Origin of the sequence: Desulfopila aestuarii DSM 18488 (assembly GCF_900143695.1) — a bacterium.
Lineage (GTDB): Bacteria > Desulfobacterota > Desulfobulbia > Desulfobulbales > Desulfocapsaceae > Desulfopila > Desulfopila aestuarii.
Genome location: NZ_FRFE01000023.1, coordinates 26686 through 53303, shown reverse-complemented (window position 1 = coordinate 53303; position 26618 = coordinate 26686). Strand labels below are relative to the sequence as shown.

Annotated in this window: 22 protein-coding genes and 2 pseudogenes; 21 read left to right on the top strand and 3 right to left on the bottom strand. The window is 49.8% G+C overall.

Going from position 1 to position 26618, the window contains the following annotated elements:
- Positions 1 to 6: 6 nt before the first annotated feature.
- On the bottom strand, positions 7 to 342 hold the full coding sequence (locus tag BUF15_RS19130) for a cupin domain-containing protein (protein WP_073615319.1): 336 nt from the start codon (positions 340 to 342) through the stop codon (positions 7 to 9).
- Between the two features lie 35 nt (positions 343 to 377).
- Complete coding sequence (locus tag BUF15_RS19125; protein WP_159441330.1) at positions 378 to 1586, bottom strand: ROK family protein; 1209 nt, start codon at positions 1584 to 1586, stop codon at positions 378 to 380.
- A 310-nt stretch (positions 1587 to 1896) separates the two neighbouring features.
- Here BUF15_RS19125 and BUF15_RS19120 point away from each other — a divergent pair, with 310 nt between their 5' ends.
- From BUF15_RS19120 to BUF15_RS19040, 17 genes and pseudogenes are all read left to right on the top strand, one after another.
- Positions 1897 to 2712, top strand: coding sequence for an SDR family NAD(P)-dependent oxidoreductase (locus BUF15_RS19120; RefSeq protein WP_073615317.1), 816 nt, complete (start codon positions 1897 to 1899; stop codon positions 2710 to 2712).
- Positions 2713 to 2728: 16 nt separating this feature from the next.
- On the top strand, positions 2729 to 3982 hold the full coding sequence (locus tag BUF15_RS19115; protein ID WP_073615352.1) for a lactate racemase domain-containing protein: 1254 nt from the start codon (positions 2729 to 2731) through the stop codon (positions 3980 to 3982).
- A 93-nt stretch (positions 3983 to 4075) separates the two neighbouring features.
- Positions 4076 to 5497: a glucuronate isomerase gene (gene uxaC, locus BUF15_RS19110; protein ID WP_073615316.1), complete on the top strand. Its 1422-nt coding sequence runs from the start codon at positions 4076 to 4078 to the stop codon at positions 5495 to 5497.
- Between the two features lie 4 nt (positions 5498 to 5501).
- Positions 5502 to 6005 carry a gluconokinase gene (locus tag BUF15_RS19105; protein ID WP_084554203.1) on the top strand — a complete coding sequence of 168 codons (504 nt, stop codon included), beginning with the start codon at positions 5502 to 5504 and terminating at the stop codon, positions 6003 to 6005.
- Positions 6002 to 7456 carry a decarboxylating NADP(+)-dependent phosphogluconate dehydrogenase gene (gnd, locus tag BUF15_RS19100; RefSeq protein ID WP_073615315.1) on the top strand — a complete coding sequence of 485 codons (1455 nt, stop codon included), beginning with the start codon at positions 6002 to 6004 and terminating at the stop codon, positions 7454 to 7456. The genes BUF15_RS19105 and gnd overlap by 4 nt, the downstream gene beginning before the upstream one ends.
- Positions 7457 to 7482: 26 nt before the next feature.
- Positions 7483 to 8736 (top strand): annotated as a pseudogene (locus BUF15_RS19095) (tagaturonate epimerase family protein); the annotation flags it as partial.
- A gap of 651 nt (positions 8737 to 9387) precedes the next feature.
- Complete coding sequence (locus tag BUF15_RS19090; RefSeq protein WP_073615313.1) at positions 9388 to 10368, top strand: TRAP transporter substrate-binding protein; 981 nt, start codon at positions 9388 to 9390, stop codon at positions 10366 to 10368.
- A 65-nt stretch (positions 10369 to 10433) separates the two neighbouring features.
- Positions 10434 to 10976, top strand: coding sequence for a TRAP transporter small permease (locus tag BUF15_RS19085; RefSeq protein WP_073615312.1), 543 nt, complete (start codon positions 10434 to 10436; stop codon positions 10974 to 10976).
- 3 nt (positions 10977 to 10979) lie between these two features.
- Positions 10980 to 12266, top strand: a complete 1287-nt coding sequence (locus BUF15_RS19080) for a TRAP transporter large permease (protein WP_073615311.1) — start codon at positions 10980 to 10982, stop codon at positions 12264 to 12266.
- A 317-nt stretch (positions 12267 to 12583) separates the two neighbouring features.
- Entirely contained in the window at positions 12584 to 13426 is an 843-nt protein-coding gene (locus BUF15_RS19075) for a MurR/RpiR family transcriptional regulator (protein WP_073615310.1), read from the top strand.
- A gap of 125 nt (positions 13427 to 13551) precedes the next feature.
- Positions 13552 to 14169, top strand: coding sequence for a bifunctional 4-hydroxy-2-oxoglutarate aldolase/2-dehydro-3-deoxy-phosphogluconate aldolase (eda, locus tag BUF15_RS19070; RefSeq protein WP_084554201.1), 618 nt, complete (start codon positions 13552 to 13554; stop codon positions 14167 to 14169).
- Between the two features lie 65 nt (positions 14170 to 14234).
- Entirely contained in the window at positions 14235 to 15266 is a 1032-nt protein-coding gene (locus BUF15_RS19065; protein WP_073615308.1) for a sugar kinase, read from the top strand.
- Positions 15267 to 15467: 201 nt separating this feature from the next.
- Entirely contained in the window at positions 15468 to 16946 is a 1479-nt protein-coding gene (locus BUF15_RS19060) for a tagaturonate reductase (protein ID WP_073615307.1), read from the top strand.
- Positions 16947 to 16957: 11 nt separating this feature from the next.
- Positions 16958 to 18481 carry a UxaA family hydrolase gene (locus BUF15_RS19055; RefSeq protein ID WP_073615306.1) on the top strand — a complete coding sequence of 508 codons (1524 nt, stop codon included), beginning with the start codon at positions 16958 to 16960 and terminating at the stop codon, positions 18479 to 18481.
- Positions 18482 to 18648: 167 nt separating this feature from the next.
- Complete coding sequence (locus tag BUF15_RS19050) at positions 18649 to 19434, top strand: gluconate 5-dehydrogenase (RefSeq protein ID WP_073615305.1); 786 nt, start codon at positions 18649 to 18651, stop codon at positions 19432 to 19434.
- Between the two features lie 137 nt (positions 19435 to 19571).
- A pseudogene (locus tag BUF15_RS19045) lies at positions 19572 to 20335 on the top strand (SDR family NAD(P)-dependent oxidoreductase).
- A 79-nt stretch (positions 20336 to 20414) separates the two neighbouring features.
- Positions 20415 to 21449: an Ldh family oxidoreductase gene (locus BUF15_RS19040; protein WP_073615304.1), complete on the top strand. Its 1035-nt coding sequence runs from the start codon at positions 20415 to 20417 to the stop codon at positions 21447 to 21449.
- Here the strand turns inward: BUF15_RS19040 and BUF15_RS19035 are convergent.
- Complete coding sequence (locus BUF15_RS19035; protein ID WP_073615303.1) at positions 21444 to 22385, bottom strand: DMT family transporter; 942 nt, start codon at positions 22383 to 22385, stop codon at positions 21444 to 21446. The genes BUF15_RS19040 and BUF15_RS19035 overlap by 6 nt on opposite strands.
- A gap of 307 nt (positions 22386 to 22692) precedes the next feature.
- Between BUF15_RS19035 and BUF15_RS26865 the strand changes: the two genes are divergently transcribed.
- The 4 genes from BUF15_RS26865 (at position 22693) to BUF15_RS19015 (ending at position 26616) form a co-directional block, all read left to right on the top strand.
- On the top strand, positions 22693 to 22896 hold the full coding sequence (locus BUF15_RS26865; protein WP_143170783.1) for a hypothetical protein: 204 nt from the start codon (positions 22693 to 22695) through the stop codon (positions 22894 to 22896).
- 87 nt (positions 22897 to 22983) lie between these two features.
- Positions 22984 to 23637, top strand: a complete 654-nt coding sequence (locus BUF15_RS19025) for a DUF3313 domain-containing protein (RefSeq protein ID WP_073615301.1) — start codon at positions 22984 to 22986, stop codon at positions 23635 to 23637.
- A gap of 622 nt (positions 23638 to 24259) precedes the next feature.
- Positions 24260 to 25273, top strand: coding sequence for an amino acid ABC transporter substrate-binding protein (locus tag BUF15_RS19020; RefSeq protein WP_073615350.1), 1014 nt, complete (start codon positions 24260 to 24262; stop codon positions 25271 to 25273).
- Between the two features lie 146 nt (positions 25274 to 25419).
- Positions 25420 to 26616, top strand: a complete 1197-nt coding sequence (locus BUF15_RS19015; RefSeq protein ID WP_073615300.1) for an amino acid ABC transporter permease — start codon at positions 25420 to 25422, stop codon at positions 26614 to 26616.
- The last annotated feature ends 2 nt before the right edge of the window (positions 26617 to 26618 follow it).

Here is a 26618-nt window from a genome sequence, read left to right as displayed (position 1 = left end):
AGGTGATTACGAAATAAATTCATCACGAATCGGAGTAAAAGTATCCACCAGCCTGACATGCTCGCTCAACAACTGAACAGTATGGGGAATATCAGGTGGCACCGTAAACATGTCTCCCGGCTTCAGCTTTTTTGAGTCCTCACCGATATGTACGATCAGCTCGCCAGTGACAACATAGGATACCTGTTCGTGCGGATGAGAGTGAGGAGGATCTGGTTCAGACGTCGGCCCGTCATGAAAATCAATAACCACCATCATCAGTTTGTCAGTGTAGCCAAGATACCGTTTGCGGCCAGGACCTATCTCTTCCTTTGCAATGTTATTCTCTTCTAGAAAAGCCATGAATACGCCTCCATCATAATTTTTGCTATGCCGGATTAAATAATGGGTACAACCCTGTTTGCTGGAGATTGATACACTTCCTGCAATACAAGGGCTCCCGCACCCCGTGCATAATTTGTCGGTTGCCATTCCTGAACACACAGTTGTGTCCTGGCGTTGCTGGCAAATGAAATATCCTGGTGCAAGGTCTCCGCCATCGGGCCGAGGAGGAGGTCTCCAGCCAGCACACCTTTACCTGAGATAATAATTTTCTCAGGATCAAAAAGTTTCAGCATATTGCTGATCCCTATTCCCAATGTACGCCCGGCCTTGCGATAGATTGCCCTTAGAGCAGCATTGCCTTCCCGGGCGGCAGCGAGAATTGTTTCAATATCCACCTTTCCCCCTTCGGGCTGCCACTCACCGCAACGAGCTGCCTCAAGGGCGTCCCGAATGATAGCATTATTTCCGCAGATGGCCTCAAGACAACCGGTTTCACCGCAACGGCAAAGTGGCCCGTTTTCAGCGACAAAAGTATGCCCGAACTCACCGGCGATGCCACGAAATCCACGAAATATCTTGCCATCCAGAACCATACCCATACCGATGCCATGTTCGGTTGTTATCAGCAGAAAATTATGGGTACCTCGACCAACCCCGAACCACTGTTCAAATATCACCAATGTATTGGCGCTGTTCTCCACATAGACAGGCACACCTACCCGCTCACCGAGTATCTGGGCAAGATTTACGTTTTTCCAGTCGTAATTGGGAATAAAGTGCACAAAACCGTTCCGGGAATCGATCAAACCAGGAATGGCTACGCCAATACCGGAGATCTGGCTTTTAGAAAAATCAGCTTTCCAGAGACAGGCCTGCACCGTTTCGATAAGGGTCTCAATGACGTTTTCCAGGCTCAGATCGGTCGGATTAAGATTTTTACTGTAGCTACTCAAGATCGTAGCCTGCAGGTCCATGATGACAACACACACCTTATCTACCGAAAGATGTACACCTACTGAATATGCACCCCTTGGATTAACCGCAAGAGGTACCGGCTTGCGCCCACCGATGGATTTTCCACCTTCCTGCTCCAGCAGCATTTCCTCTTTCAACAACTCCGCAGTAATAGACGTCACTGTCGCCTGGCTCAGCCCGGTAGTACGTGACAGGTCTACCCGTGAGATAGTTCCAGCATCACGGATTGCGTGGAGTATGGCAAAGCGGTTTATGGCCCGCATCAAATCCCTGTTTGCTACAGCCATGACATCTCCCCAAAACTGCATATATGAATACATATTAATTTCATGACGAAATTATTTAACAAAATACGAGAAGCTGTCAACACATAAACCACCAATCCCGTTAAAATATATCGATTCATTTTCATATTTTTACATAACTTTACAAGAACTTAAGGCAGTAACTCCGAAAAGACAATACTGTTTATTCGCTCACCAAATAAACCGCTTGACAAAACCATCATCGCCTTTCTATAGTTTTACATCATTCTTTATTCAGTGAACAATCTATCTGGCCAGTCTCTGTTAATGGCTTACGCAGCAAGGAGCACGTATGGATTACCTCGAATCGATGTTTGGCCTTTCCGGTAAAACAGCCGTGGTCACAGGAGGAGCCGGTGCTATCGGCACCGTGATGTCCGATGCCCTTCTCCGAGCTGGCGCCAACGTCGTCGTCTGGAGCCGCACCAAAGAATCGATCGCATCCTTTCTCGCCCGCTACAACGACCTTCCCGAACTGAAAAGTCGGGTGCACGGTATTCAGCTTGATACCGGCAAAGAGACAGCAGTGGCCGATGCCTTCAACCAATCCGCCAAGAAGTTCAGTACTCCTGAAATTCTCATTAACGGGGTCGGGGGCAATAAAGGCAAAACGCCTTTTCTCGATATTGACCTCGATCAGTTCAGGGATATCCTGGACATGAACCTTCTCGCCGGACTGGTTGTTACGACCAAACTCTTCTGCCGACACTGGATTGAAAAAAAGATTCAGGGAAGCATTATCAACCTGACCTCCATGACCTCATACAATCCCCTCTCTGGAGTATGGGCCTACGATGCTGCCAAAGCCGCAACCCTCAACCTGACCATGGCAAGTGCCAACGAATTCGCCGAGTACGGTATACGGGTTAATGCGATCGCCCCCGGCTTTTTCATCGGCAAACAGAATAAGGCGCTGCTCATCGATGAAAAAACAGGAGAGTACACGGCCAGAGGCCAATCAGTCATCTCCCGAACGCCTTTCAAACGTTTTGGAGATGTCTCTGAGTTAGCTGGAGCTACAATCTTTCTTGCCAGCTCCAGGGCCTCCGGCTTTGTGACCGGAGTTTCGATCCCGGTAGATGGCGGTTATCTCGTTCATAATATTTGAGGCAAACGGCAGAACTATGGCTTCCGGTAAAGGCTCGCCCAATGCGGCTCTCAGCAAAGAAGAGATCAGAGAGATCATCACTCGCACCACTCCCTCCTCACTTTACAGTGGTAAACGTGTTCTGGTTCTGACCCCGGACACGACCAGAACATGCCCCCTGCCACTGTTGATTTCCACCCTGCAGGAAATTGTTGGGGGCCAGACTGACACCCTTGATTTCATGGTCGCTCTCGGCACGCACACACCACTATCCGAAGAGCGGATTCTTGCCCTTTACGGCATCTCCGAAGCCGAACGTTCAAGTCGATACAAAAATACTCGTTTTCTCAATCATCGCTGGGATCTCCCAGACACCCTCAAGCGGGTCGGCTGGATAGAGGCGAACGAAATCGAGGAGCTTTCTGAGGGCAGGCTAAGCGAGCGTGTACCCGTAGATATCAATAGAGCCATTTTTGAATACGATTTCATCCTCATCCTCGGCCCGGTCTTCCCGCATGAGGTTGTAGGGTACTCAGGTGGCGCTAAATATCTCTTCCCCGGCATCTCCGGTGGTGAATTTCTCCATTCATTTCATTGGTTGGGCGCAGTTGTCACCTGCCCGGGAACCATCGGTATCAAGCACACCCCGGTTCGCGAAATGATCAACCGCGCCATGCAGTTTATCAACGTCCCGATCCACTGTCTGGCAATGGTGGTCAAGTCACGCCAGGAATTGTACGGACTCTACAGTGGCGATTATCGCGAGGCCTGGTCCAAGGCTGCCGACCTCTCGGAACAGGTCCATGTCATATGGAAAGATGCCCCGTATCACACCGTCTTCGGTGTGTGCCCGCCAATGTACGACGAGATCTGGACTGGCGGCAAGGTGATGTACAAGCTAGAACAGGTAGTAGCAGATAACGGCCGACTGATAATATATGCCCCGCATATCACCGAAGTGTCACGCACCTGGGGCAAATACATGGAACAGATTGGCTACCATGTACGTGACTATTTCCTGGAAACTCCCGAGCGGTTCACCAACATCCCCAGAGGAGTACTTGCCCATTCCACGCACGTCCGTGGCATCGGCACCATGGAGCATGGCCGAGAAAAACCGCGTATTGACGTAATACTGGCGTCGGCCATTTCTCCTGAGATGTGTCGTAAAATCAGTCTCGGTTATCTCGATCCTGCCACTGTGAATCCTGACGATTATCGTAACCGCGAAGACGAAGGTGTGCTGTTTGTGGAAAAGGCTGGAGAAATTCTTCATCGCCTCAAAACATGACACATGCAAACACATAAAGGCGAGATTCTACCATTAAGCTGGCCACCATATTTTCTGTAAAGCCAACATCTCCACAGATTTTGAGAGAGTACTATGAAACCGTTTCTGTCTGAAAATTTCCTTCTGCAAACCAAAAGCGCCGAACGGCTGTATCACGATTACGCCGCCGACATGCCCATTTTTGATTACCACTGCCATCTTCCCGTAGCAGAAATCGCTGAAAATAAAAAATTTGCCAACCTGACCGCCATCTGGCTCCATGGAGATCATTATAAATGGCGGGCGATGCGAGCCAATGGCGTTGATGAAACGTACATAACCGGCTCGGCCTCTGATAAAGAGAAATTCCGTGCCTGGGCAGCCACCGTTCCTAAAACCCTGCGCAATCCGCTCTACCACTGGACCCACCTTGAGCTGAAGCACCCTTTCGGCATCACCGACACCCTGCTCTCTCCGGCAACAGCAGACACAATTTATGAAAAATGCTCGGAGATGCTGCAGCAGGAGAATTTTTCCACCCAGGGATTACTGAAACAGATGAAGGTCAAAGTGGTCTGCACCACCGACGATCCTCTCGACAGCCTCGAGCACCATCAAAAGATCGCTGCCGACAAAGACTGCCCGACCAGGGTCCTGCCAACCTGGCGACCAGACCGGGCCATGGCTACCGAGGATCCTGCAATCTTTAACCAGTGGGTGGACCGCCTGGCTGCCTGCACCGGACGCGATATTACCAGCTACACTGATTTTCACGAAAGCCTCAGAGAACGGCATAATTTTTTTCATGAGATGGGCTGTCGCCTCTCCGACCACGGCATAGAAGAACCCTACGCCGAGGAATACACAGAGACGGAAGCAACTGCGATATTTGCAAAGATTCGTTCTGGAAAACAACTCAGCCAGCAGGAAAGCCTCGCTTTCAAATCGGCAATGCTGTTCGAGTTTGCCGTCATGGATCATGAACGCGGCTGGACGCAGCAGTTTCACTTTGGCACTCTGCGCAATAACAACACTCGCGCCTTCACAAATCTTGGCCCCGACACAGGCTACGACTCAATCGGCGACTTCACCATGGCAAGAAGTCTCAACCGGTTTCTGGACAGACTCGACTCTGGAGATCAATTGAGCAAAACCATTCTCTATATCCTTAATCCTCGCGATAATGAGATGATAGCTACCCTGATCGGCAATTTCCAGGACGGCAGGATCCCTGGAAAAATGCAGTTTGGATCAGGCTGGTGGTTTAACGACCAGAAAGACGGCATGGAACGACAGATGAATGCCCTCTCAACCATGGGCCTGCTCTCCCGTTTTGTCGGTATGCTGACAGATTCTCGCAGCTTTTTGTCCTATCCTCGTCATGAATATTTCCGCAGGATACTCTGCAACCTGTTCGGCAACGACATTGAAAACGGCGAACTGCCGGCAGACTTTGAGCTGATCGGCAATACTGTTCAGGATATCTGTTACCGCAATGCGGTCAACTACTTCGGTATCGACCCTGAGGGAGAGTAATACCGTGATCCTTGTTCTGATCGGCCCCATGGGATGCGGGAAAACAACGATAGGAAAACTGCTGGCCTATAAACTCGGATATCGGTTTGACGATGCAGATGACTTTCACCCTCCCGAAAATATAGCCAAAATGCGGGCGGGGACTCCCCTTGAGGATGAAGATCGCATTGGCTGGCTCACAATACTGCAGGGACGCATCAAGACTAGCAGGCAAGCAGGCCAGAACCTTGTTTTGGCCTGCTCGGCACTTAAAGGCTGGTATCGCGACCTGCTTGGAATAGACCAGCAAGAGGTTATTTCGATTTACCTCAAAGGCTCATATGACCTGCTTGAGGAACGACTCAGTCGACGTAGCAACCATTATATGAACACAAATCTCCTGACCAGTCAGCTCGATACCATGGAAGAACCGGATGGCGGCGTGATTATCGATATCAGTCACGATCCAGAGACACTTTGCGACAACATCATCGCCCGACTGGGCGAACTTAAAGGTACAGCATTATGAATAAACAAGCGCAGATAGGGGTAGCCGGCCTCGCCGTCATGGGCGAGAACCTGGTCCTGAACATGGCCGACAAAAGAATATCGGTCGCGGTTTACAATCGCACTACCAGCAAAGTCGATAAATTTCTTGCTGGCCGAGGTCAGGGAAAATCGATCAGCGGCCATCACACTATCGAGCAATTTGTCGCCACACTTGAACGGCCCCGCAAGATCCTGATGATGCTGAAAGCCGGTAGCGCCGTCGATGACTTTATCAGACAACTGCTCCCCTATCTAACTGAAGGCGATATCATCATTGATGGTGGCAACTCCAATTACCACGATACCATCCGTCGATCAGCCGAGCTTGAAGGCAAAGGACTGCTTTTTATCGGCACAGGTGTCTCCGGGGGCGAAGAAGGAGCCCTGAAAGGCCCTTCGATCATGCCTGGAGGCTCAGTTACTGCCTGGCCCGCGGTCGAGCCGATCTTTACCGCCATCTCCGCAAAAGTGGGAAATAATGAACCCTGTTGCGCCTGGATGGGCAAGGACGGCGCAGGCCATTTCGTCAAAATGGTCCATAACGGCATTGAATATGGCGATATGCAGCTCATCTGTGAATCCTACCAGATCATGAAAGAGCTTCTTGGCCTTAAGCCAGACGATATGCACCAGGTGTTCCACAAATGGAGCGATGGCGAATTGAGCAGCTACCTCATCGATATAACACGAGACATCCTCGCCTACAAAGACCTCGACGGATCCCCGATGATCGACCGGATTCTTGACACTGCAGGCCAAAAAGGTACCGGTAAATGGACGGTAAACGCGGCTCTTGACCAAGGCATCCCGCTTTCCCTGATCAGCGAATCGGTCTTTGCCCGCTGCATCTCCGCCCAAAAAGAAACCCGCACCACGGCTGCCGCCATCCTTTCAGGCCCCACCCCTTCTTTTTCAGGGGAAAAGGAGCCGTTTATCAACGCGCTTGGGAAAGCACTCTATTGTGCGAAGATCGTCTCCTACACCCAGGGATATAATCTCATGCGCAGCGCCTCAGAAGAGCACGGATGGAACCTTGATTACGCTGCCATTGCCCGCATCTGGCGTGGCGGCTGCATCATCAGGTCAGTATTTCTTGACAGGATTGCCGAAGCCTACCATCAGGATAAAACTCTGCCAAATCTTCTCTTTGCCCCCTACTTCATGGACAAGGTCAACAGCACCCAAAATGATCTTCGCCTTGTGGTAGCCACTGCCACGAGCCAGGGAATTCCCGTCCCCTGCCTCTCAGCGGCCCTCAGTTACTTTGACAGCCTGCGCACAGCCCGACTCCCTGCTAATCTTCTTCAGGCACAACGCGACTACTTCGGCGCTCACACCTATGAGCGTGTAGACAAACCTCGAGGTGAATTTTTCCATACTGACTGGACCGGTGAAGGGGGCGATACGACCTCAACGGCTTACAATAAATAGAATACTGATGAACACCTTTTCTAGAGGGGACAACGATGCAACTGTCGAAATATTCATTTGGAACAGGTGACCGGTTTGGCATGCAAGGCATTGCCCAACTCGAGGCCATCCGCAAAGCAGAAGCGGCTGGAGTTGAACTCGCCATCGTCTGGAATAAATCGTTTCGCGAACATTCGATTGTCGGCACCACCCAGCGGGACTTACGCCGGGAGGCCGACGAAGCCGTACGGGCTGCCGGCTGGAAAGGGAAGTATCATGTTGATGCCGACCATATCAATCTCCACAATGTGGATGAATTTCTTGAATACAGTGATTTCTTCACCATTGATGTCGCTGACTACATAGGGGTAAAACCAAAAGAATCAGACCTGTCGGCCTTTATCGATTCATTTTCTCCCTATATCGGACAACTGCACATTGAAGGAATCGCCGGGCCGCTCACCATCACCATTGAAAAACTTCTTAACATCGGTGAAAAATACCTCCACGCTGCACAACAGGCTGCTCGTATCTACCGTCACATCGCTACCGCAAAAGGAGTTGGGAATTTCATCACTGAAGTGTCAATGGATGAAACCTCAACTCCCCAGACGCCCGAGGAACTTTTTTTCATTCTTGCTGCACTCAGCAAATACAATGTTCCTGTTCAGACAATAGCCCCAAAATTCACCGGCCGTTTCAACAAAGGTGTTGAGTATCAGGGCAATGTTGCTCAATTCAACCGCGAATTCAGCGACGATGTCTGTGTCATAAAAAAGGCGATCAATCTTTTTCACCTTCCACCTGATTTAAAGCTCAGTGTCCACAGTGGCAGTGATAAGTTTTCGATCTATCAGGGAATCAGGACCGCCATCGAACGCCACTCGTCAGGCGTACATATCAAGACTGCCGGAACAACCTGGCTTGAGGAACTGATTGGATTGGCTGAGGCCGGTGGAGATTCGCTTGTCATGGTGAAGAATATTTATCGCCAGGCATATGGAAGGTTTGAGGAATTATGTAAACCCTACGCCACGGTGATTGATATTGACAGAGAAGCCCTGCCTTCGCCTGATTCTGTCGACTCCTGGACCAACATGCAGATGTCTCGAGCCATCCAGCATGATCAGCGTTCCCCCGACTACAATGCCAACATCCGCCAATTGCTGCATGTGGGATACAAAGTGGCCGCTGAACTCGGTCAGACATATTTGCAGGCTTTGGAAGTAAACACAGATATTGTCGCACGACACGTCACCAACAATTTGTATGAACGCCACATCGTCCCCCTCTTTTTGTAAATGAATCAGGAAGTTTTACTACAAGATGCACTTGTCGCTTCAAAAATGAGGTATCAAAAGAACCAGAAACATTCCATAACCCTGTTTTAGCGTTACTTAATTTTCATCTTCCCGTGTCACAGCAGGCTCAGGTCAGCCATTGTCCCTTCTCATTTAATGACTGAATCAGCCTAAACAACGATTTTTTTATTGACAAGGTTTCATTTTGTAGTAAATCTACAACCGTCCTTTAGGAGTGAACTTGGTTTCTATTTCTGGCACACCTGCACAGAGAGGTAATCAAAAATCTACCAAAGGCACACAAGTTCGGGTGATTAAAAATTACCAAGCCAAGGCGTTAAAACGCATAATTTGGAAATTTTATCGTTTTTACAAAGTCACAAAACATAGAAAATCTACAAAATAGATTCATTTCCCTAGAAACCTCACCCCTCCTGGTATTTGCTGAAGCAAAAACAGGCAGGTTCAAACGAAAGGGACAGATGTTTTGGGGAAGTGGACGATGAAAATTCAAAAAAGATGTCGACAGCATGCCCCATTGGCCAGGTCGACAGGAGAAGGTTGTTTTGTGTTGCTTGCTGTACACCGCCCCCGGTGTGTTGGCGGCAAAATTTGGGGCTCGCCCCGCTCATCTACCCAAGGAGGTGTCTCATGAAGTTTCGCAAGTCACTTGTTGGTCTCGCTCTCGCAATCGGTTCCCTGACTATGATGTCAGCCCCTGCATCCGCCAACATGACCCTGAAGGCAGCAGATGTTCATCCGGAAGGCTATCCAAACGTGGTAGCAATGGAGCATCTTGGCCAAAAACTTGAGGCCGCAACCAACGGCCGAATCACCCTCAAGATGTTTCCGGGCGCCATCCTCGGCGACGAAAAAGCAATGATCGAGCAGACACAAGTCGGCGCCATCGACATCCTTCGTACCTCTCTCGGTCCGGTTGGTCCTGTTGTACCTGAAGTCAACGTTTTCAACATGCCGTTTGTTTTCCGCGATGAAGCACACATGCGCGCGGTCATTGATGGCGAAATTGGCGACGAACTCCTGGCAAAAATAACTGCAAGTCCAGCCAAACTGGTTGCACTGGGCTGGATGGATGGCGGTACCCGTAACCTGTATACCAAAAAACCGGTTAAGACCCAGGCAGACCTCCAAGGCATGAAAATCCGCATGATGGGCAACCCGTTGTTTGTTGACACCATGAATGCCATGGGTGGCAACGGCATCTCCATGGGCTTTGGCGAGCTTTACAGTGCCCTGCAGACTGGTGTCGTTGACGGCGCCGAAAATAACCCTCCGACCTACTTCACCCAAAACCATTTCACTGTTGCACCGTATTACTCTCTGACCGGACACCTGATGATTCCCGAGATTTTTGTTATGTCCAAAATCACTTGGGACAAACTCTCTGCCGACGATCAGGCACTTATCAAGAAGCTGGCCCGTGAAGCACAGATGGAACAGCGTGAACTTTGGGATGCAAAGGTCGCAGAATCTGTAGCAGCCGTTAAAAAAGCCGGTGTCGAGTTCATCGAGGTCGACAAAAAGGTTTTTTATGACGCAACTGCACCTGTACGTGAAAAATACGGAAAGGATTATGCAGAGCTGATCAAACGTATTGAAGCTGTAAAATAGTAGCTGACTGCCGTTCCCGGGCGGGCACCAGCCCGCCCTCAGCACTTCGCGGGGATTCTCACAAAATGAAAGAAACAATACTCACGCTGATGGATGTGCTTTATCGCATGTGCATCTGGACCTCGGGCATATCACTCTTTGTCATGACGATCGTCATCCCCATCGGGGTGTTTAACCGATACGTGCTCGGTCACGGGTCGATGTGGCCGGAACCACTAGCAATTCTTTGCATGATCATTTTTACCTTCTTTGGTGCTGCCGCAGGCTATCGGGCCGGTGCTCATATAGCAGTCACCATGGTCACCGACAGGATTCCTCCCGGCCTCCAGAAGTTTTTTTCCCAACTCGTCGACGTTTTGATGATCGCCCTGGCCCTCTTTGTCGCCCGATATGGATTTTCCCTCTGCATGGTTACCTGGGATCAATATATCGCAGAGTTTCCTGTCTTGCGTGTTGGCCTAACATACCTTCCACTCCCAATTGGCTCGGTCATCACTGTACTGTTTGTTATCGAACGCATAGCCTTCGGCCCTCAACATCTTCGCAAAATTGTCAGAATCGGCAGCCCCGGCAGCGAAAACGACAACCACTCAACGGATGGAGAATAAATTATGGAACCTTACATCCTGATCGGTAGCCTTTTTGTTCTGATTGCCATAGGGGTGCCAGTGGCATACACCCTGGGACTGGTTTCAGTCATCGGTGCTCTACTTATTGATCTGCCGCTTGATGCCGTAATGATTCAGATCGCCAGCGGCGTAAACAAGTTCTCCCTTCTCGCCATTCCGTTTTTCGTGCTGGCAGGAGCCATCATGGCCGAAGGTGGCATCGCCCATCGACTGGTCAATTTCGCCGCAGTATTTGTCGGCTTCATACGCGGCGGCATGTCGCTCGTCAACATCCTGGCGTCGACATTTTTCGGTGCCATCTCTGGCTCTTCCGTTGCAGATACAGCATCTATCGGCACAGTACTCATCCCAGAAATGGAAAAAAAAGGGTATCCGCGTGAATTTGCAACCGCCGTGACCTGCTCTGGTTCCGTACAGGCCATCCTCATTCCGCCCTCACACAACTCAGTCATTTACTCGCTGGCAGCAGGCGGCACGGTCTCCATCGCGTCACTGTTTCTCGCAGGCGTGATGCCGGGAATTCTTCTTGGCCTGACCATGATGGGTATGTGCCTCTTTTTTGCAAAAAAACGTAACTATCCAAAAGGTGAAGTAATCCCCTTGTCACAGGCAATTCGGATTGTACGCGAAGCCACATGGGGACTTTTAACCGTAGTCATTATCCTGGGCGGCATTCTCTCTGGTATCTTTACCGCCACCGAATCGGCATCCATAGCCTGCGCCTGGGCCTTTTTCGTCACAATGTTTATCTATCGCGACTACAAATGGAGCCAGCTACCCATTCTTATGCATCGCACGGTCAAGACCGTAACAATTGTCATGATCCTTATCGGCTTTGCTGCCAGTTTTGGATATATCCTGACGCTCATGCAGATCCCGATGAAAATCACGGCATTTTTCTCAGCCCTCTCAGACAACCGTTACATCATCCTGATGTGCATCAATATCATGTTGCTGATGCTGGGAACACTGATGGATATGGCTCCGCTCATCCTCATCCTGACCCCCATGCTGTTACCGGTCATAAAAACCCTAGGCATCGACCCTGTACACTTCGGCATGATCATGATGATCAACCTCGGAGTTGGCTTGATCACTCCGCCAGTCGGCTCTGTTCTCTTTGTCGGCAGCGCTGTGGCCAACTTGTCGATTGAGAAGGTTACCAAGGCAATGCTTCCCTTTTACTTCGGCTTGCTTACAGTGCTCATGCTCATTACGTACATACCCGAAATTTCGTTGTGGCTTCCACGGATTGCCGGCCTGCTGTAACTCTACACGTCATCAACAGACAGGCGAGAAGTCCAGAATATCTGGACTTCTCGGCACCAACCAACAACCACAACTCAGGTAAAGAAAAATATAACCTCCACACCGAAAGAGAGCTCCTTTAAGAAGTTCTCAGATATGGCTCAAGAACCAGAGAAAAGCGGCAACAACTTTTTCCGAATTAAATAATTTCTCGTTGTGATAGCGGGTTACTGCACTACCATGGATTACTGTTTAAGATTGACACCGACCTGGCTTGTAGTAAATTTACAACATTATCCTGCAACCTATAAATCGTTATCACCTATTAACCAACGAAAATGACAACAGATACAATTGCTCTCATCAGAAATTCGCTTGATTCTCTCAGGAAATCTGAGAAAAAAGTCGCCACCTGTGTTCTTGGAGATCCAAAAGCGGTAGTCACTTCATCGATCACCGAACTTGCAGAGAAATCAGGCACCAGCGAGCCCACGGTCATCCGTTTTTGTCGCAAACTTGGCCTTGGTGGCTACATGGAGCTGCGTCTCAATCTGGCGAGAGATCTGCCGTCATCCAAATATATATTTGAAAATATCAGTACAGAAGACTCCCTGGCTGGAATCGCCGGCAAAGTCATCAACGCACACAGTGAAGCTATCAGCAACACGCTGAATAAACTTAATCTTGATGATCTTGAAAAAGCGGTGCAACTACTCCATTCGGCGCGGCGAGTTGAATTTTATGGATTTGGCGGTTCTGCGATCGTGGCCAAAGACGCGTATCATAAATTTTTTCGCCTGGGCATTCCATGTGCGGCGCAGGATGACTCGCACATGCAGGTCATGTCTGCGGCCCTCCTGACACCAGAGGACGTTATCGTTGCCATCTCGCACACCGGTTCCAGCAAAGACCTTATCGATAGCGCCAGAATAGCTGCCAAATCCGGAGCTAAAGTTATAGGCATTGTTGGAAATGAGAACGCACCACTCATTAAATATTGCGATATTGCTCTTTCTGCCCATTCCCAGGAGGCGGCAATACTTCTTGCTCCAATGACATCCCGTTTGGTCCAGCTTGCAATTCTTGATGTGCTTTTTGTGGCTGTCGCCATGAAAAACTTTCACGGTACAAAAGACCGACTTGACAGAGTCAAACGCTCACTTGTCGACAAACGTCATTAATATACAATGATTACCTTTGAGGCCCCCAACTGCACACCAAGCCCAGCAGAAGAGATAAACCCGGTGCCAGTCAAGCAGGCCCTCAAACCAGCAGAATGAGAATCATCATTTAAGGAGACATACCAGTGTTCAGCGATGAACTGAAAAAGCATCGACTCATACCTGTAGTCGTTATCGACGATGCGCAAGACGCTGCACCTCTCGCGGACGCAATCGTATCTGGCGGTTTGGGATGCGTTGAAATTACCCTCAGAACCAGCGTCGCCCTGGAAGCTATAAAGACAATGGCGAAACGAACGGACATCGTTGTCGGTGCCGGCACTGTCCTGAACATTGAACAGGCTAAAGCCGCAGTTGACAACGGCTCACGTTTCATCGTCTCTCCGGGAATGAGTGTCAGCCTGGTCGAGTGGTGCCTGAAAAATAACGTACCTGTTTTCCCGGGCTGTGCGACTCCTACCGAGATTCAGCTTGCTCTGGAGGCCGGATTGAGAACCGTGAAGTTTTTCCCGGCGGAACAGTTGGGAGGCGTCAAGATGCTGACAACCCTCGGCAGTGTCTTCCAAACTGTGCAATTCATGCCGACCGGAGGTATAACATCAGAGAATCTCGAAGATTATCTGGCCATTAAACAGGTTGTCGCCTGTGGCGGAAGCTGGATGGTACAATCTCAGTGGATTCGAAATCGCCGGTTTTCCATAATTCATGATGAAATACAGCGTGTTGTCAAACTCCTTCACTGAGAATCGAATAGGACACTTCCAGTATAACCGATTCTGGCAACCTCTATTGAAACAGGAAAGTCACCATGATGTTTGATTGTCTCGCCTTTGGCGAAGTAATGCTGCGATTTGATCCAGGCGACACCCGGATTGCCACGGCCGAAACCTTCAAGGTGTGGGAAGGTGGCGGCGAATACAACGTTGTACGTGGTTTAAGCCACTGCTTTGGCAAACGAACAGCTGTTGTAACGGCTCTTGTTGAAAACGAAATCGGCCGCCTTATTAAAAATCGCATCTCCGCCGGCGGGGTCAATACCGACCTTATCCAATGGCTTCCATATGATGGCATTGGCGAGTCCTGCAGAAACGGTATTTATTTCCTCGAGAAAGGCTTCGGATTGCGCCCAGCGGTCGGTGCTTCCGATCGCGGACATAGCGCCATCTCGCAATTGCAGCCGGGCCAGATCGACTGGGAACATATCTTTGGGAAATGCGGTGTACGCTGGTTTCATACCGGTGGAATCATGGCGGGACTATCGCGCAGTTCTGCCGCCGTTGTCCTCGAAGCCATGCAGGCTGCTCGCAGTCACGGCACAATCGTTTCCTATGACCTGAACTATCGCCCTTCCCTGTGGCAAAGGTTTGGCGGCAAGGACAAAGCCAAAGAGGTCAACCAGATGCTTCTCCCGCATGTTGATGTGCTTTTCGGCATAGAGGAACTGGAGAGAAGCCCTGAAGGCCTGGAAACCGAACTCTTTCGCCAGGCGATACTCAAAACGGCCGAAACTCATCCACAGCTGAAAACCATCGCCTCAACGATGCGGGTTGTTAAATCAGCAAATGTGAATGACTGGAGTGGCCTATTATGGCACGAAGGTGATTTCCACCAAGGTGTCCGTTTCGAGAATCTGGAGATCTATGACAGGGTTGGCGCAGGTGACGCTTTTGCAGCAGGGATCATTCATGGGCGACTGGAAAATCTACCATTGCAGAAGACCATAGATTACGGAGTTGTGCATGGAGCGCTCGCCATGACAACCCCTGGAGATAATTCAATGTTCTCACTGCCCGAATTGGACAGACTTCTGGCAACCAAAGACGCGGGGGTGTTGCGCTGATTGCATTATATCACCCGCCACTTTCTTTTCCCTGCATCTTGGTCACACATTGATCACCACGCAATACGTCTCGAATTTACCGTACAAGAATACGATACAATTTTTTTAGCTGTCTCTCTTTCTCGTTTAAAAAATTATCCATGCAATGCTCATAACCTGCAACCTTACCGGAAAGACAGCCTTGATGATCTGGAGTAACTCATGAAAGCAATTACTGACGTACAAAAACCAGTCAAACGGCCGGAAAGAATTCTTCAGTTCGGAGAAGGAAATTTCCTTCGCGCATTTTCCGACTGGATGATTGACATAACCAACGAAAAGACCGATTTCAACGGCAACGTCGTGCTGATTCAGCCTATAGAACGTGGGCTGGCAGAGATGATTAATAACCAGCACGGTCTTTATACGACTGTACTTCGAGGTGTTCAGGATGGCAAAACAGTTGAAGAACTGAGACTCATCAATTCTGTCAGCAGATGCATAAATCCATATTCTGAATATGACGAGTACTTGAAGTGTGCGGAAAACCCTGATCTCCGTTTCATTCTCTCCAATACCACGGAAGCAGGTATTGCCTGGTCTGCAACTGACAAACCAGATGATCAACCGCAACAATCTTTCCCAGGCAAAGTCACTTCCTTCCTGGCACACCGGTTCCGTCATTTCAGTGGAGACACATCAAAGGGGCTCGTCTTTATCCCATGCGAATTGATCGATAAAAATGGCGATAAACTCAAAGAATACGTACTCCGTCATGCAGCAGCCTGGAACCTTGATGACGATTTTATTGACTGGGTCAACACAGCCTGCGACTTCTGCAATAGCCTTGTTGATCGTATTGTCCCTGGTTATCCAAAAGAAGAAGCTGCCGGACTCACCAATAAAACGGGATATATCGACAACCTTCTTGATGCAGCCGAAATCTTTCATCTCTGGGTTATCGAAACCAGGAAGGATTACAGCAAGGAATTCCCCCTCGTCGCAGCAGGGCTCAATGTCATCTGGACGAAAGACATGAGCTTCTACCGTACCCGTAAAGTCCGCATTTTAAACGGCGCGCACACCTTGACCGTACCTGCAGCGTTTCTCTACGGCCTTGACACTGTTGAGGAATGCATAAAGGACGAGCTGGTATATCGTTTTATGAAAAAGGGGATTTATGATGAAATCATCCCCTCGATGGACGGCGACGAAACTGAGCTGAAAACCTATGCCAGCGATGTGCTTGAACGCTTTGCCAATCCGTATATCAAGCATTTACTGCTTTCGATAACACTCAACTCGGTGTCCAAATTCAAAACACGTGATCTTCCCTCCCTTATTGCTTTCATTGGCAAAACCGGCAAGGTGCCTCCTGCCCTCGCCTTCTCACTCGCAGCACTCATCGCTTTTTACCAAGGAACGGAGATAGTGAACGGCGAGCTGGAAGGAGTGCGGAATGGTAAACCCTACGCCATTAAGGATGACCTGGCGGTACTTCAACGCTTTGCCGCTCTTTATCGCGAAGGCGGTGAAGCTGACGAGAGAGCACGAAAAATTACTAAAGCGGTACTTTCCGACAGTTCCTGGTGGGGCGAGGATCTGACCAGCTACGCCGGGCTTGAAGATCAGGTCAGTTTAGGACTTGAAATGATCTGGTCAGAAGGAATGAAGGCAGCACTTGAAAAAGTGTGCGATTGACGGAGGCAACCATGCAAGCTCAGCACAACATTGTTCAGATTACTCCTGAGGATACGGTTGCTGTTGCCATCATCAACCTTGCTGCCGGATCCCGCATACAGCTCAGAGATCGTGAACTGACACTTCTTGCCGATATTCCCGCCGGGCACAAGGTTGCCCTTCGCGACATAGCGAAAGGTGAAAAGATTATCAAATACGGATACCCGATCGGTGCAGCTAAAGATGCTATTGATGCTGGTGATCACGTACACGTGCACAACCTCAGAACACTCCTCTCGGAAGAGGCCAGATACACGTATACACCAAACCCCATGACCAGCCACGCTGCCGGAGCACAGCCAGCCACTGAGATTCCCACCATCATGACCTATCGTCGTGAAAATGGAAAAATCGGAATTCGCAATGAAATATGGGTAATTCCGACTGTGGGTTGCGTGAATGTGACAGCAGAAAGCCTTGCTAGCTGGGCCGACAAAACGTTATCGGGAACAGACAACAATGGTCCTATTGATGGCGTGTATGCCTGGAAACATCCTTATGGATGCTCACAGATGGGAGATGACCATGCCACTACCCGGAAAATATTGGCCGATCTGGTCCATCATCCCAATACTGCTGCGGTCCTGGTCGTTGGACTCGGCTGTGAGAACAACACCGTTGAAGAGTTCAAACGTGAGATTGGCGAGTATAACGAAAATCGCATCCGCTTTCTCGTCACCCAACACGTGCCGGACGAGGTAGGAGAAGGAAGGCGGTTGCTTGAAGAGCTTGCCGCGTTTGCAAAACAGTACCGCCGCGAACCCACCCCCGCCTCGGAGCTGATTATTGGTATGAAGTGCGGCGGCTCCGATGGCTTTTCCGGCATCACTGCTAACGCTCTGGTGGGGCGAGTTTGTGACACCATCACCGACCTAGGCGGATCAGCCATTCTCACGGAAGTTCCGGAAATGTTCGGCGCCGAACAAATGTTGATGGACCGCTGTGCAAACCGCGAGCTCTTTGACAAGACGGTGAAACTGATAAACAACTTTAAACGTTATTACACCAGCCACAACCAGGTCGTTTACGAAAACCCGTCTCCTGGCAACAAGGCAGGTGGAATAACAACCCTTGAAGATAAAAGTCTCGGTTGTGTCCAAAAAGGCGGCCATGCCACAGTTCGTGGAGTTCTGGCCTATGGAGAGAGGGTGAGCGAAACAGGACTTCAACTCCTTGAAGGTCCTGGAAATGACATTGTCTCGACCACGGCAATGACAGCAGCAGGCGCGCACTTGATACTCTTTACCACCGGCAGAGGCACTCCGCTGGGCGCTCCGGTACCAACGATGAAAATCTCCAGCAACAGTGAGCTTGCAAACCGCAAATCCGGCTGGATCGATTTCGACGCAGGGCGGCTATTTACTGAAGATGCAGGATCGGTACTGGCTGAACTTATGCAGATGATCTATAGCATCGCCTCCGGAACGTTGAAAACAAAAAACGAGGAAAACGGATACCGCGAAATTGCAATATTCAAGGATGGAGTGACCCTCTAGCTGAGGGAGAGATCCAGTCAAATTGAAGATAAGAGACCCCTTACAGGCAACATCGGCAGTACCACACCAGACCTTCGGTGGCAAACACTACGTAACAGGCAAGAAAACCAGTTCTACTGGTTATAAAAAAGTAAAAAAACAATACGTTCATTTATTGGAGGTTCATTATGTTTTCTGAAAACAGTTTCAATATCACCGGCAAGATTGCCCTCATCACCGGCGGATCATACGGAATCGGATTTTCAATTGCTTCCGGTCTTGCCAAATATGGCGCCACTATCGTTTTCAACGATATCAATCAGGAACTCGTCGACAAGGGACTTGCTGCCTACAAAGCAGACGGTATAGAGGCCAGAGGGTATGTTGCAGATGTAACCAACGAACAGCAAATTCAGGATCTGGTAAAGACCATCGAGGCAGAAGTTGGAGTTATTGATATCCTGGTGAACAATGCCGGCATCATTAAGCGTATACCCATGACCGAAATGAGTGCCGCAGACTTCCGGCAAGTCATCGATATTGACCTCAATGGTCCGTTTATTGTCGCAAAAGCGGTCATCCCATCTATGATCAAAAAAGGTGGCGGAAAGATCATTAACATCTGCTCAATGATGAGTGAACTTGGACGCGAGACAGTCTCAGCGTATGCGGCCGCCAAGGGCGGTCTCAAGATGCTGACCCGAAACATCGCCAGCGAATATGGCGAATTCAACATTCAGTGCAACGGCCTTGGCCCCGGCTACATTGAAACACCGCAGACCGCTCCGCTTCGCACCCCCGATCACCCATTCAACAAGTTCATTATCGGCAAGACTCCGGCTGCTCGCTGGGGAACACCTGATGACCTTATGGGGCCAGCGGTATTCCTTGCCTCATCCGCATCTGATTTCGTCAATGGTCATATTCTCTACGTGGACGGCGGCATCCTCGCTTATATCGGCAAACAACCTTGAAAACATCTAAGATGCACGCTGAACATGCTCGATCTTCCAGCATGTTCAGTGCGTCAATATTTCAAGAAAAGCATATCTCGATGCGAATAATGGTTCAATCGCCAAGCAGTCTGCAATACTACGATAAGGAATAGACAATGGAAATAACCCTTACCAACAAGACCGCCTTTGTAACCGGTGGCAACATCGGAATAGGCAGGGCTGTATCCCTAGCGTTGGCGCGTTCAGGAGCAGATGTGGCACTCACTTACCACTCCCATCGGGAAGAAGGCGAGAAAACTGCAGAGGCTATCTCGCGCCTGGGGGGAAAGCCTATACGTATCATTTGGATGCAACCGACAGTGCACAAGTAAACGAAGTCACAAGGCACGTTGCGGAGAACTTTGGTGGCCATATTGACATCCTCGTGAACAATGCCGGCCATCTTGTCGGACGTTCAACCATAGCGGATATGACAGATAAACATTGGTTCAAGACCATGAATATCAATATGACGAGTGCATTCTATTGCACTCGGGCGGTACTGCCGTATATGAATACTGGGTGGGGGCGCATAATAAACATGTCCTCTGTGGCTGCGAGAAATGGTGGTGGAAATGGCGCTATTGCTTACGCGGCCGCAAAAGGTGGGATTATCGCCTTCACTCGTGGTTTATCAAAAGAAATCGCCAGTAAGGGGATAACCGTTAATGGCGTAGCTCCCGGGCTGATTTTAGAGACACCGTTTCATGACACCTTTAACAATGATGCGGGAATTGAGGCAGCGATCAACGCGACACCACTCAAACGGGGTGGTGTGCCTGATGATGTCGCGAACGCCATACTCTATTTTGCTTCAGATCTTGGCTCATTTGTTACCGGCGAGATAATGGAAATTAATGGCGGAATGTATTTCTCCTAATACACACACCATACAAGACCCATCTATTACCGCTTACGAATACAAATACTGCATCAACCAGCGTGCAAGGAGCAACAAAATGAATGATACAGGATTTCGCGTTCCATATTCCACATTGTGTGAACAGGTTACGTTGGCACTCGTGAAAGCCGGTGTACCTTCGGAGATTGCAGCTCTAGAGGCCGAAGTAATGGCCGAAGCAGATCTGCTTGGAGTACCTTCTCACGGAGTCCGCATGTTGCCTGGGCTGTTAAAAGCTCTTCACGACGGACGCGCGAATTGTGCACCTGATATTCACCTTAAGAGCGAGTTTGGTGCAACCTGCATGCTCGATGGAGATAATGGCCCTGGCCGTTATATCTCCTGCCGAGCAATGGAAGCGGCCGTTCAGCGAGCACGTCAATTCGGGGTCGGGGTCTGCCTGGCCACCCGCACTACCCACTGGGGGCGCGCCCACGCCTACGCTTCACGGGCGGCAAAACAGGGGATGGTTGGAGTTTGTACGACCAATGGTATCCCCTGCATGGCAGTGTGGGGCGCAACAGGTAAAGTCATAGGCAACAACCCGCTAGCTATTGGCATTCCACGCAATGAATCAGCTGCACCAATGGTACTCGACATGGCGATGAGTCAGGCTGCAGTCGGCAAAGTGGCTACCTGGCTTCGGGAAGGACGTACAATACCAGCAGGGTGGGGAGTGGGAACAGACGGCAAACCAAGCAGCGATCCCCAGGCTATCCTTGCTGGAGCAGTCTTGCCTTTTGGCGGCCACAAAGGGGCTGGATTAGCACTCATGATGGAAATTCTCACTGCCGGACTGGCCGGGATGGCCTTTGGCAATGAGATCGAGGCAAATGATCGAAGCGGTCTGGATCCCGGCTCCAGCAAGTTGTTTATTGCCCTCAATCCTGAGGCGTTCGGGGGAGCCAGCGTATTTGCACATCGTGTGGACGACTTCCTGAGCTATCTCAATGAATCTGCCAGTACCACGGCTCCATTCACCTGGCCAGGCGAGCGAGGCTGGAATGAACGGACAGAGAACCTAGCCCTCGGAGTCCCGCTACATTCTGAAATAGTCAAACAATTTGAGGATGCAGGCGTCGTGCTTTCATAGCAAACCACTTCTCTTCTCGGCTGTAACCAGCCAGATCCCTGCGCACACCAGCACGAGTGCCACCAGGTTTTTCAAGGCGAATACGGCTTCGTGCAGAAAAAGAGCCGAGAGAGCAACACCAAATACTGGCACGAGGAAGTTGTAGATAACGACTCGCCCAACTGGGTTATGCTTGAGCAGGGTACTCCACAATCCAAAGGCCAGTGAGGAGAGAAGTGCCATGTACCCGAGAAGGGCAACGCTGACCGGGGTAAAGCCATGCAGCTGACCACCTGCCCAAAACCCGACAAGGCAAAGAGTCAGGCCTCCGATAGTCATTTGCCAGCCGGTCATGACTATGACGTTGATACGTTGCGAGATCATCTTGCCATAAATCATCGCAATCGAGAGGATAAACGCAGCCAACACAATTGAGCCCTCTCCCGCCAGTGTGAAATCCGGTTGAAAAATACTTGGTCCGTAATTCGCCGCCGCAACGCCTCCAAACCCCACCGCACATCCCACGATTCGTCTATTCGACAACCGGTCATTCTGATAGATAAAGTGAGCTAGAATGACCGAAAAAAACGTTCCTGTCGCATTCATAATTGAGCTTTTCGCACCAGTCGCAAACGCTATACCGATATAGAAAAAGACATATTGCAGAGCAGTCTGGGTCAAACCAAGTACGCTCACCGGTAACCATTCCTTCCCGGGAAGAAGCAGTTTCCAGCCAAGTAGCGCAGAGGCGACCAGTAGCATCAGACCCGCCAGGGTGAATCGCAAACCCGCAAAGAGCATCTGCGCCGGCACATCGTGACTGGCAATGGCAAAAAGAGAATACCCCTGCTTAATCGCAGGATATGCGCTGCCCCACAGCAGGCAACAGAAGCTGGCGAGCAGCATTACACCGCCCGGACGTGAAAAGAATGATATTGAACTGACAGCAGCGCGCATTTTTAATACCGAAAAAAAAACAGCGTTTCTTAGGGTTAACGACCATATGGGGAATGGTACAATGGCCAACTTTACAAGGAAATTCTTTGAATAATCAATCAACAGCGATTAACATACCACCGAAATATTAACCGAAAAGAGGAGTTGACAAATGCGTAAAACTGAGATGTCGTTAATCGTTTTGCTGTTCTGTATCGCTTGGCTCATAATGCTTACTTCGGCCTGCACGATCCAGCCAGATAACAAAAAAGAAAACACAAGTCAAATGGCTTCTTCCAGCGATGTTTTCAAGATACAGGGAACCATAATGCACAAGAACCTGGAAGGCGGGTTCTTTGTCATAGTAAGTGATGACAACCAGATCTATGATCCCATCAACCTTCCAGAGGCCTTTCAAAAAGATGGCTTAAAGGTAAATGCTACTGCCCGATATAAAAGTGATACCATGAGCTTTCACATGGTAGGAGACATCATTGAGATAATCGACATTACTCCTCAACAGGGCGATTGATTGACGGTGAAATTATTCTATCCCTGCTCTGCTATGGCGCCGATCACTGAATTTACTCTTATTATTACAATGCATTAAGGAGAACAAATGAAATTTGGTACATTTTGCAGTTATTGTGTCATTGCGCTTTGTCTCGGCGGGTGCACCGCACCAAAAGCAATCACAACTCAATCGGGTTTCCTAACCGATTACAGTAAATTGGAACCAGACACCGACAGTAAATCGGCGAGTTATATAGCGCCGGGTTTTGCTCTGAAAAATTATGAACGCATTACCTTCGCACCGGTTCAGGTGCATCTTTCCAAGAAACTCCTTGACCAATCCTCTCTTGAGCCAGACCAACAGCAAGAGATTGCCCGCTTTATTGCCAATAGGCTCAATACAGCATTTACCAGGGAGTTTCGAGGGCAAGGAACCGGCAGCTTGAATATACGATCAGCGGTGTCTGGCATCTCCAGCTCTTCGGAGGAATTGGCAGTTTACCAATACCTTCCCATCACCTTGGCAGTGACCGCGGCTATGGAAGTAGGCGGAGTACGAGACAAAGACCTCGTTATTTTTTTCGAAGTTGAAGCAGTAGATCAAGCCAATGGTCAGGTCGTTGCAGCACGAGTTAGAGGAGATGATCTCGGTCAGGTTGGTACTGGTCAATTAAAGGATGACCCTGTTAAAGCTCTTGAGCCTTTGTTACAGAAATGGGTGGACAACCTTGTTGTTCAATTCACTCAAAAGCTGCAGTAATCATCACTAATTCAGAAGGAAAAACCTTCTGAATGGTATTACAGATTAAAATGCTGCAGCTAGGGAACATAAAGTTCTCCTGATATTGCTTTTGAAAACTCCGGATAACAGTTTTTAGACACACCGATAGACCAGCATTGGCATCCTGTTACCCATCGTATTACAGCACACAAACCACCACTAATCTTTTTTTAGGACATATTTGTAAAGTCCATATGTAAAAAAAGTATCCGGCACTGCTTCTCAGCAAAATCATTTACAATAGGTAGATATACCTATTTCTCTCTTTTTTATGATACAATGGCTTTGTTAGATTTCTCATGAATGGCAGCCGACAAAAACACCGACAGATTATGTAGATTCAGCATCATTTACGCCCTGGTTCCGAGACCACTTTGCCCTGGCAACAACTCACGCCAGGCTCGTGGCGCATATAACATTATCGTAATATTGGTTTTCTCACATTTTACATTTCCGACAGGGAATACGATTGAAAACAGTACCTGTTTGTGATAGCTTCTAGCGTTTAGAGGAAGGGAAGCTAAATGCTGTTTCTTTAAATGCTTCCGGCATAAAGGCACCATTTATTGATCATTCAACAAGGAGGAAGAACATGAAACTCATGAAGGCAGGAATAACCGCAGCAGTGGCCACAATGTTGTTCATGGCTCCGGCTGCCCAAGCCGGCGAAACACTCGATGCGGTAAAAGCCCGCGGCTTTGTTCAGGTAGGCATCAATGGCTCACTTTTCGGATTCGGCATGCCGGACGACAAAGGCGTGTGGCACGGTCTCGATGTTGACACCGCCCGCGCAGTATCTGCAGCTGTTTTCGGTGATCCAGACAAGATCAAATATATTCCCCTTACAGCCCAAACCCGTTTCACCGCCCTTCAATCCAAAGAAGTGGATGTTCTCTGCCGGAACGCCACCCGGACACTCAGCCGAGACACCGAGCTGGGTCTAAACTTTGTCACTGTCAACTATTATGATGGTCAGGGATTCCTTATTCCGACCAAACTTGGCGTCAAGAGTGCCAAAGAACTTGATGGCGCCAGTGTCTGTGTTCTTCCCGGCACCACCACTGAACAGAACGTAGCTGATTATTTCCGCGCCAATAATATGAAGATGAAACCAGTGGTCATCGAAGAGAACACCGAACTCAATCAGGCATTTTTCTCAGGTCGTTGTGACGTTCTCACTTCTGACGCCTCCCAGCTGGCCGGAATCCGCGCCGTTGCCCCGAACCCTGCCGACTATGAAATCCTGCCCCAAATCATCTCCAAAGAACCTCTGGCCCCAGCGGTTCGTCACGGAGACGACCAGTGGCGTGACATCGTTGATTACTCTGTCCTCGCCATGATCGCCGCCGAGGATATGGGCATCACCTCAGCCAACGTCGACGAGATGCTGAAAAGCACTGATCCGAATGTGCAGCGCTTTCTTGGTGTAACACCTGGCAATGGCAAAGCCCTTGGCCTTGATGAGAAATTCGCCTACAATATTGTTAAAATGGTAGGTAACTACGGCGAGGTGTTTGAGCGCAACGTCGGTGTCAATACCAAGCTCCAGATCAAGCGCGGCCTCAACGCCCAGTGGAAAGATGGCGGCCTGATGTACGCTCCGCCGTTCAAGTAAATCGCCTTCCTTTTTCAGGCAAGGCTCCTTGCACATATCTACGCTCCGGGCGCATCTAAATTGCCCGGAGCGTAATGCAAGGTCCAGCCCCACCCCGTGAGTAGACAGACGCGATTTGCGCTGCAGGAGCACAGGAGAAACATCTCGTGACACAGCACCAGACTACAGCTTCCCCCGGGAAGCATCCAGCCGCTATCCCTTTTTGGCGGGATCCGGATAAACTGGGTATTATCTACCAGGCCCTTGCCCTTTGCCTGGTCTCCCTTTTCGGATATTACATCTTCAGCAACACCCAAGCCAACCTGGCCCGGCAGGCCATCGCCACCGGATTCGGTTTTCTTGACAACGAGGCCGGATTCGAGATAGGCGAGAAACTGGTCCAATATTCAGCCGCCGACAGCTACGCCCGAGCCCTGGCTGTGGGGGTGCTTAACACCCTTAAAGTATCTCTTCTCGGAATTGTTTTAACCATTGCTCTGGGAATCATTGTCGGCATCGCCCGTCTCTCCACCAACTGGCTGGTCTCCCGACTTGCAGCGATCTACATCGAAGTGCTACAGAACATCCCCGTTCTCCTGCAGCTGTTTTTCTGGTACGCGATTTTCCATGACACGTTGCCGATGCCACGCATGTCCTGGAATCCCCTCCCCGGCATTTTCTTTAATAACCGTGGCTTTTATTACCCGATTCCCGAATCCCATCCGGTCCACCCATGGATGCTGGGGGCTCTCGTTGCAGCGATGGTATTCGGTTATTTTTTAAAGCGCTGGGCAAAAGAGAGACAAGACAGAACCGGGCAGATCTTTCCCGTAGGATTGTCCATCACAGGCCTCATTCTCGGCTTGCCGCTACTGACGTGGTTGTTTGGCGGTACCCCCACCGCTCTCAACGTTCCCGAACTTTCCGGTTTCAATTTCCGCGGTGGTCTCAATTTCAGCCCGGAATTTTGTGCCCTCCTCCTTGGTCTGGTTCTCTATACATCAGCATTTGTGGCAGAAATCGTCCGCTCTGGCATTCAGGCCATCTCCAAGGGCCAGACCGAAGCTGCCATGAGCCTTGGACTCAGGCCAAATCGCATTTTGACCCTGGTGATTCTGCCCCAGGCACTCCGGGTTATCATCCCACCGCTCACCAGCCAGATGCTGAATCTAACCAAAAACAGCTCTCTGGCCGTGGCCATCGGCTATCCCGACTTTGTCTCCGTCGCCAATACCACGATCAACCAGACCGGACAGGCCATTGAAGGCGTTGCTCTGATCATGGTGGTCTATCTGTTCATCAGCCTGGTAACCTCGGCCTTTATGAACTGGTACAACAAGAAAAAAGCCCTGGTGGAGAGATAGCC